Raw genomic sequence first — 12,886 nt, 5'->3', positions numbered from 1 at the left:
CCGCTCCCGGCCGTCCTGCCTGGACCCCCGTTCACCTTTTGCGTCTTCGGTCATGGCTGCCGGGCGGCGCTCGGGTTCCCGGCCAACGATGGGGCGGCAGCCGCAGGAGCGCCGGGAACGGGGGAATCAACGATGCGTGTGACTGCCGGGAACAGGGACCACCGACGAACACTGGCAGCGTTGGTGCTGCTCGCCCTCGTGGCGGTGCTGGCGCCGGCCGCGCCGGCCCTGGCGCTCGGGCTGTCCGCGCCGAAGACCGTCACCGCGACGGCGCTCTCCCACGACCAGATCCGGCTCACCTGGACGGCGGGCACCGGCGCCACCGGCTACCGGGTGCTGCGGTCCGGCAGCAGCGGCGGGCCCTACCAGCAGATCGCGTCCACCGACCAGCGGGAGTGGACCGACGCGGGCCTCACGGCGGCCACCCGCTACTGGTACGTCGTGGTGAGCACGAGCGGCACCCTGGCCTCCCGGCCGTCCCGCGAGGCGAGCGCGACGACCTGGATCAACCCGCCGCGGGGCGTCCGGGCCACCGGCGTGCCCGACCGGATCACGCTGTCCTGGGAGCCGAGCCCGGGCGCGACCGGCTACACGGTGCTGCGCTGGAACAACGGCAGCTACGAGAGCCGGGGCGACACCACGGGCACGAGCTTCGTCGACACCGCGGTGACCACCGGCCCCGAGTACCTCTACCGGGTCCGGGCCGTCTCGGCCGCGTCGAGCAACGAGTCCGCCGAGGTCTGGGCCCGGGTCGGCGCGCCGAGCAGCATCACCCTGACCGTCTCCCCGGCGCGTACCGAGGCGGGGCAGGGCGCGCTGCTGACCGCGAAGGTCGTCGCCGCCGACCCGGACACCCCGACGTTCCTCGGCGGCGTGTACTTCTACGCCGACGGCCAGGCGCTCCAGGGCGCCTGGCTCGACTCCTCCGGCCGTGCCGAGATCGTCACGAGCCTGCCGGTCGGCGCCCACACCCTGCACGCCCAGTTCGCCGGCAGCCAGACACCGGCCGTCGGCGCCAGTGCCTCGGCCGCCGTCGCGCACACCGTCGTGCCCGCGTACGGCCAGGTGAACTACGGCTCCTACCGCACCTACGGCTTCGGCACGGTAATCCCGTCGAGCGTGGCCGTGGCGGACGTGACCGGCGACGGCCGGGGCGACCTGCTGATGGGCACCTACACGTACGCGGAGCTGCCGGCGGACAACTGCAAGCTGCTCGTACTCGCCCAGCGGCCCGACGGCACCCTCGCCCCGCCGCAGGTCCTCGCCACGCACGGCTACCCGAACGGGACGGTCGTCCTCGCCACCGGCGACGTGGACGGCGACGGCGACACCGACGTCGCGGCGATCGCCGACTCCGGGGTGGACGTGTTCGTGCAGCAGGCCGGCGGCCTGGCCGCACCGGTCCTGCTGCCGTTGGCGACCCGTCCCACCGACCTGCGGCTGGCCGACCTCAATGCGGACGGCCGGGCCGACCTGGTGGTCGCCGAGCAGGACCGGTTGACCGTGCACACCAGCGTGGACGGCCGGACCTTCGCCCCGCCGGTCCTCGTCGACGACGGCTACGACCGGGGCCTGGTGGACACGGCCGACCTCGACGGCGACGGCCGCCGCGACATCGTCCAGTTGACCAACACCACGGCGACACTGGAGGTCTTCACCCAGACCGCCGAGGGCGGCTTCGCCCGCGCCGGCGCGTACCCGGTGCCGGACGGGACCGCCCGGGGCGTCGTGTCGATGGCGGCCGGTGACCTGACCGGTGACGGGCGGGCGGACGTCGCGGTGACGGCGGGCGGTAACAAGCCCGCCTCCCGGCTCCTGGTGTTCCCGCAGACCGGCGGCGCCCTCGGCGCACCGTCGCCTACCCGCACTACGACATCCCCCAACCCCTCGTGCTGGCCGACGTGAACGGGGACGCCCTGCTCGACGCGGTGACCGCGCACGGCGGCTGGCAGGCGGCGGGGGTCTCGTTGCAGCGCCCCGACGGCCAGCTCGGCCGCGAGCGCCTGTGGGGCCTGCCCTACGCCACCAGCTACCCCGGCCGGGGCCTCGCCGTCGGCGACCTCACCGGCGACGGCCGGCCCGACCTGGTCCTCGCCGACTACAACAGCGGGCTCGTGGTGCTGCCGCAGGTCTGAACATCGCGGGCGGAGACGCGGAAGCCCCCGGTCCCGAGGCGGGACCGGGGGCTTGCGGTGCTGCTCGGCTCAGCCGGCCTGCTCGGCCAACTGGAGGAACTGCCGCTTCGAGGCGAGCGCCTGCTCGGCCTCCTTGATCCGGCGGGTGTCGCCGGCCGCCTGGGCCCGGGCCAGCCGGTCCTCGGCCTCGGCGACCTGGGCCCGCATCTGGGCCAGCAGCGGGTTGTCCTCCTTGGAGGTGCGCCGCCACGCCGAATCCATGACCTCGCGGACCTTGTCGTCCACGGCGCGCAGCCGGCGCTCCAGCCCGGCGGCGGCCTCGCGGGGGACCCGGCCGGCCTCGTGCCACTGCGCCTGGATCTCGCGCAGCTTCGCCTGCGCGCCCTTCGGGTCGGCGTCGATGTCGAGCGCCTCGGCCTCGGCGAGCAGGGCCTGCTTGCGCTCCAGGTTGCCGCGCTGCTCGTTGTCCCGCGCCGAGAAGACCTCGCTACGCCGGGTGAAGAACTCGTCCTGCGCCGCCCGGAACCGTTCCCACAGCTTCTGCTCGGCCTCCTTGGAGGCGCGCGGCGCGGCCTTCCACTGGGCCATCAGGTCCTTGAGCTGGTTGGCGGTGGCGCCCCAGTCGGTCGACTCCTTGAGCTTCTCGGCCTCGGCGACCAGTTCCTCCTTGACCCCCTGCGCCTGCTTGCGCTGCTGGTCCAGGGAGGCGAAGTGGGCGCCCCGGCGGCGGGTGAAGCCGTCGCGCGCGGCGGCGAACCGCTTCCACAGCTCACCGTCGGCCTTCTTGTCGACCCCGCGGATGGTCTTCCACTCGTCGAGGATCTCCTTGAGCCGGTCGCCGGCGGTCTTCCAGCCGGTCGACTCGGCGGCCAGCTTCTCCGCCTCCTCGACGAGGGCGGTCTTGCGCGCGAGGGCCTCGCCGCGGGCGGCGTCGCGGGCCGCCCGCGCCTCGCCGGCCTTCTCCTCGGCCACCGTGGCCAGCTTGTCGAGGCGCGCGGCCAGGGCGTCGATGTCGCCGACGACGTGTGCCTCGGGCAGCGAGGCGCGGATCCGCCGGATGGTGGTCAGCGAGTGGCCTGCGTCGGCCGCGCCCGAGTTGAGCCGGGCCTCGGTCAGGTCCACCTCCGTCACCAGGTCGGCGAAGCGCCGGGCGAAGTGGGCGAGCCCTTCCTCCGGTGCCCCCGCCTGCCAGGATCCGACCACCCGCTCGCCCTCGGCGGTCTTGACGTAGACGGTGCCGTCCTCGTCGACCCGTCCGAAGGCAGTCCAGTCGCTCATGTGCCCATCCTCGTTCTCCCGGCGTCGACGGGACTACTCCCGCGATCGCCGCCACGGCGCAGCAAAGTTCTCCCGGCATTGTCACAGGTCCGACCCGGTCCGTGTCGAGCGCCTGTCGTCGACCGTGACCATACGGTGTCGTAGCGCCTCGATGACCGGATCGGCGCGGGGACGCACCGGGGGATACGGATAGGTTGGACCGGTGCCCCTGGTCGCCGCCGCCGTCTGCCCCCACCCGCCCCTGATCGTGCCCGAGCTGGCCGGCGCCGCCGCGCCCGAGCTGGACGACCTCCGCGCCGCCGCCGACGCGGCCGTGGCCCGGCTGCTCGCCGCCGCCCCCGAGGCGATCCTGCTGCTCGGTGCCGGGCCGGCGACGGAACGGTTCAACAGTGCCGACCACGGCTCGCTGCGCCCGTTCGGGCTGGACCGGCACGTCCGGCTCTGGAAGGTCAACTGCGCCGGGAGCGACCGCCTGCCGCTGAGCCTGACCATCGGCGCCTGGCTGGTGAACCGGTCCGGCACCGAGCTGCCCCGGCTGGCCCGGGCGGTCGCCGCCGACGCCGCCCCGGCCGAGTGCGCCGCCCTCGGCGCCGACCTGACCGCGGAGGCGGACGGGCGGATCGCGCTGCTGGTGCTCGGGGACGGGTCGGCCTGCCGGGGCGTCAAGGCGCCCGGCTACGACGACCCGCGCGCGCCCGCGTACGACGAGGGGGTCGCCACGGCCCTGGCCGGCGCGGACGCCGAGGCCCTGCTCGGCCTGGACCCGGTGCTGTCGGCGGAGCTGAGGGCCGCCGGGCGGGCGCCCTGGCAGGTGCTGGCCGGCGCGGCCCGCGCGGCGGGCGGCGACTGGCGCGGCGACGTGAGCTACCACCAGGCCCCCTACGGCGTTGCCTACTTCGTGGCGAACTGGGAGAAGGTGTGAGCGCGAGGAGTGAGCTCGCGAGCCCCGCAGTCGCGAACGGAGAGCGGCAGTGAGTCGAACCGTCGTCGCCGTGGTCGGGCCGACCGCGGCGGGCAAGTCGGCGCTGAGCATCGCCCTGGCGCACGCCCTCGACGGCGAGGTGGTCAACGCCGACTCGATGCAGCTCTACCGGGGCATGGACATCGGCACCGCCAAGCTGACCCCGGCCGAGCGGGAGGGCGTGCCGCACCACCTGCTCGACATCTGGCCCGTCACCGAGCCGGCCAGCGTCGCCGAATACCAGCGGCTGGCCCGCGCGGCGGTCGACGACATCCTGGCTCGGGGGAAGGTGCCGCTGCTGGTCGGCGGCTCCGGGCTCTACGTCCGGGCGGTGCTGGAGCAGTTCGAGTTCCCCGGGACCGACCCGGCGGTCCGGGAGCGGCTGGAGGCGGAGCTGGCCACGGTCGGCCCGGCCCCGCTGCACGCCCGGCTGGCCGAGGCCGACCCGGTGGCCGCGGCGGGCATCCTGCCGAGCAACGGCCGGCGCATCGTCCGGGCCCTGGAGGTCGTCGAGCTGACCGGCGCCCCGTTCACCGCGTCGCTGCCCGCGCCGACGCCGTACTACCCGTCGGTGCAGCTCGGCGTCGACCTGGACACCGCGCTGCTGGACGAGCGGATCGCGCTGCGGGTGGACCGGATGTGGGCCGACGGCCTGGTCGCCGAGACGCGGACGCTTGTCGGCGAGGGCCTGCCCGAGGGGCGTACGGCCAGCCGGGCCCTCGGCTACCAGCAGGTGCTGCGCTTCCTGGCCGGGGAGCTGACCGAGACGCAGGCGTACGAGGAGACCGTCCGGGCCACCCGGCGGTTCGTCCGCCGGCAGCGCTCCTGGTTCCGCCGCGACCCGCGGATCCACTGGCTGGACTCGGCCTCGCCCGCGTTTGTCGACACTGCGCTGCGGGTGGTCGCCGACAATCGGGAATGATGGAGGCGTGGAGTTCACCAAGGGCCACGGCACCGGCAACGACTTCGTCATCCTGCCCGACCCGGACGGGGCGCTCGACCTGACGCCCGGCCTGGTCGCCGCGCTCTGTGACCGGCGGCGCGGCGTCGGCGGCGACGGCGTGCTGCGCGTGGTACGCGCCGCCAAGCACCCGGAGGGCGTGGCACTGGCCGGCGAGGCCGAGTGGTTCATGGACTACTGGAACTCCGACGGCTCGTTCGCCGAGATGTGCGGCAACGGCGCCCGGGTCTTCGTGCGCTACCTGCTGGAGACCGGGCTGGCCACCCCGTCCGGCGCGGCGCTGCCGGTGGCCACCCGGGCCGGCCTGGTCCGCGCCCGGGTCGAGGGCGCCGAGGTCGCCGTCGAGATGCGCCGTCCCCGGCTCCACGACACGGCCACCGCCACCGTGGGCGGGCTCACCCTGATCGGCGCGGCGGTGGACGTGGGCAACCCGCACCTGGTCTGCGCGCTGCCCGCCAGCCTGGACCTGAACATCCTCGACCTCACCAGGGCGCCCGACGTCGACCCGTCCGTCTTCCCGTCCGGGGTGAACGTCGAGTTCATCGCCCCCGGCGAGCCGGTCGAGGGCACCGACGGGCACGTGCTCATGCGGGTCTACGAGCGGGGCTCGGCCGAGACGCTCTCCTGCGGCACCGGCGCGTGCGCGGTGGCCGCGGTGGCCCTACGCGACGCCGGCCGGGAGACCGGCACGATGACCGTCGACGTGCCCGGCGGCCGCCTCACGGTCACGGTCACCGACGACACCTGCTGGCTCTCCGGCCCGGCCGTGCTGGTCGCGACCGGCCAGATCACAGTGCCCGCCCTGGAGGCGTAACCACCGCCCCTCGCCGAGTCGATCAAGAAGTTCGCGTCTGAAGCGGGCCCGTTCCCGGCGCAAACTTCTTGATCAACACCGAGGGCGACCGTCAGGGGGTGGCGCTGGCGTTCGCGGCGATCTCGGGGAGGTCGGCCGGGCCCGGGTCGGCGGCCGGCGGAGGCGTCATGGCCGGGTTCTGGGCGGCGGCGCGGACGGCGGCGGCGACCGCAGGGGCGACCCGCGAGTCGAAGACGCTCGGCACGATCACCGTCGGGTTGATCTTGTCTTCGCCGACCACGTCCGCGATGGCCCGGGCCGCCGCGATCGCCATCTCCTCGGTGAACTCCTCGGCGTGCGCGTCGAGCATGCCCCGGAAGACGCCCGGGAAGGCGAGCACGTTGTTGATCTGGTTCGGCTGGTCGGACCGGCCGGTGGCGACCACCGCGGCGTGCTTGCGGGCCTCCCGCGGGTCCACCTCGGGGTCGGGGTTGGCCAGCGCGAAGACGATGGCGTCCTTGGCCATGCCGGCGATGTCGTCGCCGGTGAGCAGGTTCGGGGCGCTCACCCCGATGAACACGTCCGCGCCCCGGATCGCGCCGGGCAGGTCGCCGGAGTAGTTCTCCTTGTTGGTGTGCTCCGCCAGCCACTGCCAGGCCGGGTTGAGGTCCGGCAGCCCGCGGTGCAGGGCGCCCTGCCGGTCGTACGCGATGATGTCGCCCACACCCTGCCGCAGCAGCAGCTTCATGATCGCGGTGCCGGCCGCGCCGGCGCCGGAGACCACGACGCGGACGTCGGAGAGCTGCTTGCCCACCACCCGCAGCGCGTTGGTCAGCGCGGCCAGCACGCAGATCGCGGTGCCGTGCTGGTCGTCGTGGAAGACCGGGATGTCCAGCGCCTCGCGCAGCCGGGCCTCGATCTCGAAGCAGCGCGGCGCGGCGATGTCCTCCAGGTTGATGCCCCCGTACGCGGGCGCGATCGCCTTGACGATCTGCACGATCTCGTCGGTGTCCTGGGTGTCCAGCACCACCGGCCAGGCGTCCACCCCGCCGAAGCGCTTGAACAGCGCGGCCTTGCCCTCCATGACGGGCAGCGAGGCGGCCGGCCCGAGGTTGCCCAGGCCGAGCACGGCCGAGCCGTCGCTGACCACGGCCACGGTGTTGCGCTTGATGGTGAGCCGGCGGGCGTCGGCCGGGTTCTCGGCGATCGCCTGGCAGACCCTGGCCACCCCCGGGGTGTACGCGCGGGACAGCTCGTCGCGGGTGCGCAGCGCGACCTTGGAGCTGACCTCGATCTTGCCGCCGAGGTGCAGCAGGAACGTCCGGTCGGAGACCTTGCGGACGTCCACCCCGTCGAGGGCGGTCAGCACGCCGACCACCTGGTCGGCGTGGTTGGAGTCGGCGGTGTCGCAGGTGAGGTCGACGATCACGTGGGCCGGGTCGGAGTCGACCACGTCCAGGGCGGTGACGATGGCGCCGGCCTCGCCCGCCGCGGTGGTCAGCCGCCCGATGGAGGAGGCGTCCGCGGGCACCGCGATCCGGATCGTGATCGAGAATCCGGCACTCGGCAGTCGGGTGTTGGCCACGTAGAACTCCTCCGTCAGCGCTGAGCGGCTCGCCTGGCATTTCTACTCGCCCACCCTGGTCGGCCGGCATCCGGCCCCGCTACCGGTTAGTAGCGCCACGGGCATATAGCAGGTGCGTCGCGCGTTGGTACATGTCAGGATGCTCATGCGAGCGGGAAATGCCCCGACAAAAGACATAACGGACAGGAGTCGCGGTTTGCGAGAGCAGGAGACCTTCCTTCCCTACGAGGACGACGAGCTCGAAGCCACCACGGGCGAGTACGAGCTGTCGGAGCGGCAGGCGCTGCGGCGGGTCCCCGGCCTCTCCACCGAACTCACCGACATCACCGAGGTCGAATACCGCCAGCTCCGGCTGGAGCGGGTCGTCCTCGTGGGCGTCTGGACCGAGGGGACCCAGGACGACGCGGACAACAGCCTCACCGAGCTGGCGGCGCTGGCCGAGACGGCCGGCTCGCAGGTGCTCGAGGGGCTGATCCAGCGGCGCAACCGGCCCGATCCGGCCACCTACATCGGTCGGGGCAAGGTCGACGACCTGGGCGCGGTGGTGCTCGCCACCGGCGCCGACACGGTCATCTGCGACGGTGAGCTGTCGCCGTCGCAGCTGCGCAACCTGGAGCAGCGCACCAAGGTCAAGGTGGTCGACCGGACCGCCCTGATCCTCGACATCTTCGCCCAGCACGCCAAGAGCCGCGAGGGCAAGGCGCAGGTCGAGCTTGCCCAGCTCGAATACCTGCTGCCGCGACTGCGCGGTTGGGGTGAGACCCTCTCCCGGCAGACCGGTGGTAGCGGCCGCGGCGGTGGCGCCGGCGGCGGCGTGGGCCTGCGCGGTCCCGGTGAGACCAAGCTCGAGACCGACCGGCGCCGGATCCGGCACCGCATCGCGCGGCTGCGCCGCGAGATCAAGAGCATGACGACGGTACGCCAGACCAAGCGCGCCCGCCGCTCCCGCAACGCGGTGCCCGCGGTGGCCATCGCCGGCTACACCAACGCCGGCAAGTCCAGCCTGCTCAACCGCCTCACCGGGGCCGGTGTGCTGGTGGAGAACGCGCTGTTCGCCACCCTGGACCCGACCACCCGCCGGGCCACCACCTCCGACGGCCGGCTCTACACCCTCTCCGACACGGTCGGGTTCGTCCGGCACCTGCCGCACCAGATCGTCGAGGCGTTCCGCTCGACGCTGGAGGAGGTCGGCGACGCCGACCTGGTGGTGCACGTGGTCGACGGCACCCACCCGGACCCGGAGGAGCAGGTCCGCGCGGTCCGCGAGGTGCTCGCCGAGGTGGGCGCCGACCGGCTGCCCGAGCTGCTGGTGATCAACAAGACCGACGCCACCGACGAGGAGACGCTGCTGCGGCTCAAGCGGCTCTGGCCGGAGGCGGTCCTCGTCTCCGCGCACAGCGGGCGCGGGATCGACGGGCTGCGCGAGGCGATCGAGCAGCGGCTGCCGCGGCCGGCCGTCGAGGTTCGGGCGGTGCTCCCGTACGACCGGGGTGACCTGGTGGCCCGGGTGCACCGGCAGGGCGAGGTGCTCAGCACCGCGCACCTGCCCGAGGGCACCCTGCTGCACGTCCGGGTGGGTCAGGCGCTCGCCGCCGAACTCGCGCCGTACCGGGCGGGGGACCGGCTCACCAGCGAGGAACCGGTGGGCGCCGGGCGGTGAGCCGTCCGGCGTCACCCGCCGGAAACGCGGGTCGTGCGACACTTGGCGCCATGCGGCACGCTGTCTCCTCGGTCACGATCGCGCTGAGCCTCGTCGGCGCGGTCGTGGCGCCGGCCGGGGTCGCCCTGGCGGCACCCGCCGCGGCCCCCGTGCTGGCCGCGGTTCCCAAGAAGAAGTGCACCATCGAGGACAAGCGACTCCGGGAACTGTCCGGCATCGTCGCCACCAGCACCGGCTACGTCGTGATCAACGACGGCACCGAGGACGACAGCCGCGAGCGGATCTTCTTCCTCGACACCAAGTGCGGGATCGCCAAGGACCCGGTCCGGTACCCGGACCCCGGGCCCCGCGACACCGAGGACCTGGCCGTCGGGCCGGACAAGAAGACCCTTTGGATCGCCGACACCGGCGACAACGTCGAGGCCAAGACCCGCCGGGAGCGGGTCGCGATCTGGACCATGCCGCTGACCGGGTCGAAGCCGGTGCTGCACCGCCTGACCTACCCGGGCAACGAGCCGCACGACGCCGAGGCGCTGCTCGTCGGCGACGACAACCTGCCGCTGGTCATCACGAAGGACCTGTCCGGCAAGTCGGAGATCTTCACGCCCACGGCGAAGTTCAAGAGCGGCGGTGACCCCGAGGCCATCCCGCTGAAGAAGGTCGGCGAGGTCACCCTCCCCAAGACCAACACCGAGAACAAGCTGGGCGGCCCCGGCCGGCTGCTGGTCACCGGCGCGGCCCGCTCGCCCGACGGCAGCAAGGTGGTGCTGCGCACGTACGGCGACGCCTTCGAGTTCGACGTGACGGGCGGCAACATCGTCGCCGCGCTGACCACCGTCAAGCCCCGGGTGACCCCCCTCGCGGACCCGTTCGGTGAGGCCATCTCCTACACGGCGGACGGCAAGTCCTTTGTCACCGTCTCCGACGGCGGCCTCCTGGACGCCACGGACCCGATCGACATCCTCAGCTACCCCCCGGCCACCACCGGGGTCGAGGCGCTGCCCAACGCCGGCAAGGACGTCACCAAGCCGGCCGCGGAGAAGTCCTGGATCGAAGGGCTGAGCCTCGACGAGATCACGTACCTGATCGCGGCGGTCGGCGTGCTCGGCCTGCTCATGGTCGGCGCGGGCATCTTCGGCATCCTGAAGGCCCGGCGCAAGCCGGCGCCGCCGGCCGAGCCCACCGACGAGCGCGACGACGGGTTCCCGGGCAACCCCGGCTATCCGCCGGCCAACCGGCCCGACGTCCCGCCGCGCGGCGGGGTCTACGGCGGCGGTGGCGGCCAGGGCGGGGTCTACGGTGGCGCCCCGGCGAACGGCGGCCGCCCGGCCGGCGGCGTCTACGGCGGCGGCCGACCGCAGGGCGGCGGCGGTCGCGGGGGCGGGGTCTACGGCGGCGGCCCGCAGGGCGGTGGCGTCTACGGCGGAGGAGCCCCGGGCGGTGGCGGCTACGGCGGCCGGCCGGGCGGCGGTGGCGGCTATGGCCCGGGGCGGGCCGAACCGCCGCGCCGGGAGCACGACCGCCGGGATCCGCGGGAGGGCCGTCGCGACGGCGGCTACGGCGACCGGGGCCAGCAGTACGGCCAGTTCTCCGGCGGCGGCCGGGAGTACCGGGGCGACCGCTACTGAGCGCACGAAAAGGGGGGTGACCGCGCCGGTCACCCCCCTTTCCCGTGGTCTCAGATGCGGCGGAGCACGGCGACCACGCGACCCATGATGGTGGCGTCGTCGCCCGGGATCGGGTCGAAGGCCGGGTTCTGCGGCATCAGCCAGACGTGCCCGTCGCGCCGCCGGTAGGTCTTCACGGTCGCCTCGCCGTCGAGCATGGCCGCCACGATGTCGCCGACCTCGGCGGTCGGCTGCTGCCGGACCACCACCCAGTCGCCGTCGCAGATCGCCGCGTCGAGCATCGAGTCGCCCTTGACCTGGAGCATGAAGACCTCGCCCTCACCGACCAGCTCGCGGGGGAGGGGGAAGATGTCCTCCACCGCCTGCTCGGCGAGGATCGGGCCACCGGCGGCGATTCGGCCGAGCATCGGCACGTACGCCGGGGTGGGGCGCTGGGCCCGGGCCGCCTCGTCGTCGACGTCGCCCGGGGCCCGGACGTCCACGGCGCGCGGCCGGTTCGGGTCGCGGCGCAGGAAGCCCTTCTTTTCCAGCTCCTTGAGCTGGTAGGCGACGCTGGACGGGGAGACCAGGCCGACCGCCTCGCCGATCTCGCGCACGCTCGGCGGGTAGCCGTGGCGCTCCACCCAGGTGCGGATGAACTCCAGGATCCGGCGCTGCCGGGCCGTGAGGTCGACCGTGGTCGGGTCGGGAAAGCTGCTGACCACCGGGGTGACCGGACGCACGGCGGGCTGGACTGCCCGGCTGCGCGCGGTGCGGGGTCGACGGGTCGCCGGCGGACCCGCCCCGTCGATCGGCTGCGGGTTTCTCTGCCGGCTGGCCCGGTCCTCGGTCACGTCCGTCCCTCCCTGGTCGGCGCTGGGTGCCTCGTCGGCTCGTGGTGCGTGCTCAGGTGGTGCTCCCGACCGGTCCGCGGCGATCCGCCGCGCCCGGTCGTTGTTGACCGTATAGGTGAGATCGGCCATTTTCAAACATCTGTACGACCTGTTGTCGGCGTGTCGCCCCGAAATCCTGGATTTCCGAACGCCTGTTCTGATAAATGGTACGTCGCTCTCGAACGCATGTTCCATCCCGGCGGCCCGTGACCCCGGCGGCGCCCGGCCGTTGGGCTCCTCGGTACGCCGGGGACGGGGTGGCACGGGTGAGTGATTCTGATGACGCGCCGGACACGCCGGCCAACTTGACCTCGCTAGTGCGACGACATACGGTCGACCCCTAGATGTTGTGGTTACACGGGCGTAAGTCGCCTACAGGTTGGGTCCGGTTACCGACCGCACTCCCGCACCGCCGACCCGGCGGCGACCATCGAGAGATGGTGCCGTCGCGGTGACGCGTGCCCGGAGGCGGGCGGTGGGCCGCGGTCGATGAAGGAGGTCAGGCGATGCGGTGTCCGTACTGCCGGTACGCCGACTCCCGGGTGGTCGACTCGCGGGAGGCCGACGACGGCCAGCTCATCCGGCGGCGGCGGTCCTGCCCGGAGTGCGGCAAGCGGTTCACCACCGTCGAGGAGGCGGTGCTCGCGGTGGTCAAGCGCAGCGGGGTGACCGAGCCGTTCAGTCGCATCAAGATCATCGGCGGGGTGCGCAAGGCGTGCCAGGGGCGGCCGGTCGACGACGACTCCATCGCGCTGCTCGCGCAGAAGGTGGAGGAGACCGTCCGGGCCAAGGGGGCCGCCGAGATCCCCAGCAACGAGGTCGGGCTGGCCATCCTCGGGCCGCTGCGCGACCTCGACGAGGTGGCGTACCTGCGGTTCGCCAGCGTCTACCGCTCCTTCGACTCGCTCGCCGACTTCGAGCGCGAGATCGAGACGCTGCGGGCCGCCGCGCGGGCGCGGGAGGGTGCCGGGGCCGTCGAGGCCGCCGGCGCGACCAGTTGAGTTTCACGGATT

General features: G+C 73.6%; 11 protein-coding genes. 8 read left to right on the top strand and 3 right to left on the bottom strand.

Features of this window, described 5'->3' with window-relative positions:
- The first annotated feature begins 183 nt into the window (after positions 1 to 183).
- Both NLX85_RS03705 and NLX85_RS03700 read left to right on the top strand, forming a co-directional pair.
- Entirely contained in the window at positions 184 to 1,905 is a 1,722-nt protein-coding gene (locus tag NLX85_RS03705) for an FG-GAP-like repeat-containing protein (RefSeq protein ID WP_254333615.1), read from the top strand.
- Positions 1,902 to 2,135 (top strand): VCBS repeat-containing protein, encoded by a 234-nt coding sequence (locus NLX85_RS03700; protein WP_254331625.1) that lies wholly within the window; start codon positions 1,902 to 1,904, stop codon positions 2,133 to 2,135. Before NLX85_RS03705 ends, NLX85_RS03700 begins: the two co-directional genes overlap by 4 nt.
- Before the next feature lie 69 nt (positions 2,136 to 2,204).
- Here the strand turns inward: NLX85_RS03700 and NLX85_RS03695 are convergent, their stop codons facing one another.
- Entirely contained in the window at positions 2,205 to 3,413 is a 1,209-nt protein-coding gene (locus NLX85_RS03695) for a DUF349 domain-containing protein (RefSeq protein ID WP_254331623.1), read from the bottom strand.
- Positions 3,414 to 3,615: 202 nt separating this feature from the next.
- On the opposite strand from NLX85_RS03695, the gene NLX85_RS03690 reads away from it, so the two are divergent.
- The 3 genes from NLX85_RS03690 to dapF are packed head-to-tail and all read left to right on the top strand — an operon-like array spanning position 3,616 to position 6,149.
- Entirely contained in the window at positions 3,616 to 4,335 is a 720-nt protein-coding gene (locus NLX85_RS03690; protein ID WP_254331621.1) for a hypothetical protein, read from the top strand.
- Positions 4,336 to 4,384: 49 nt separating this feature from the next.
- Positions 4,385 to 5,296 (top strand): tRNA (adenosine(37)-N6)-dimethylallyltransferase MiaA, encoded by a 912-nt coding sequence (gene miaA / locus NLX85_RS03685; RefSeq protein WP_254331619.1) that lies wholly within the window; start codon positions 4,385 to 4,387, stop codon positions 5,294 to 5,296.
- A 7-nt stretch (positions 5,297 to 5,303) separates the two neighbouring features.
- Positions 5,304 to 6,149, top strand: coding sequence for a diaminopimelate epimerase (gene dapF / locus NLX85_RS03680; RefSeq protein WP_254331617.1), 846 nt, complete (start codon positions 5,304 to 5,306; stop codon positions 6,147 to 6,149).
- A 91-nt stretch (positions 6,150 to 6,240) separates the two neighbouring features.
- On the opposite strand, the gene NLX85_RS03675 is transcribed toward dapF, so the two are convergent.
- Positions 6,241 to 7,713: an NAD-dependent malic enzyme gene (locus tag NLX85_RS03675; protein ID WP_254331616.1), complete on the bottom strand. Its 1,473-nt coding sequence runs from the start codon at positions 7,711 to 7,713 to the stop codon at positions 6,241 to 6,243.
- 196 nt (positions 7,714 to 7,909) lie between these two features.
- Here NLX85_RS03675 and hflX point away from each other — a divergent pair, with 196 nt between their 5' ends.
- Positions 7,910 to 9,373, top strand: a complete 1,464-nt coding sequence (gene hflX, locus NLX85_RS03670) for a GTPase HflX (RefSeq protein WP_374628051.1) — start codon at positions 7,910 to 7,912, stop codon at positions 9,371 to 9,373.
- A 50-nt stretch (positions 9,374 to 9,423) separates the two neighbouring features.
- Positions 9,424 to 11,001, top strand: coding sequence for a hypothetical protein (locus tag NLX85_RS03665; RefSeq protein WP_254331614.1), 1,578 nt, complete (start codon positions 9,424 to 9,426; stop codon positions 10,999 to 11,001).
- A gap of 50 nt (positions 11,002 to 11,051) precedes the next feature.
- Here the strand turns inward: NLX85_RS03665 and lexA are convergent, their stop codons facing one another.
- Positions 11,052 to 11,834, bottom strand: a complete 783-nt coding sequence (lexA, locus tag NLX85_RS03660) for a transcriptional repressor LexA (protein WP_254331613.1) — start codon at positions 11,832 to 11,834, stop codon at positions 11,052 to 11,054.
- A 545-nt stretch (positions 11,835 to 12,379) separates the two neighbouring features.
- On the opposite strand from lexA, the gene nrdR reads away from it, so the two are divergent.
- A complete protein-coding gene (nrdR, locus tag NLX85_RS03655) occupies positions 12,380 to 12,874 on the top strand; it encodes a transcriptional regulator NrdR (protein WP_254331612.1) in 495 nt (164 codons plus the stop codon).
- The last annotated feature ends 12 nt before the right edge of the window (positions 12,875 to 12,886 follow it).

Source organism: Micromonospora sp. A3M-1-15, assembly GCF_024213425.1.
GTDB lineage: Bacteria > Actinomycetota > Actinomycetes > Mycobacteriales > Micromonosporaceae > Micromonospora > Micromonospora chersina.
This window is presented reverse-complemented; position numbering and strand designations above follow the sequence as displayed.

What these genes read in the sequence shown, in the direction of transcription:
- NLX85_RS03695 (WP_254331623.1), bottom strand. Translation starts at nt 3,413, where the DNA reads ATGAGCGACTGGACTGCCTTCGGACGGGTCGACGAGGACGGCACCGTC.
- NLX85_RS03665 (WP_254331614.1), top strand. Translation starts at nt 9,424, where the DNA reads ATGCGGCACGCTGTCTCCTCGGTCACGATCGCGCTGAGCCTCGTCGGC.
- nrdR (WP_254331612.1), top strand. Translation starts at nt 12,380, where the DNA reads ATGCGGTGTCCGTACTGCCGGTACGCCGACTCCCGGGTGGTCGACTCG.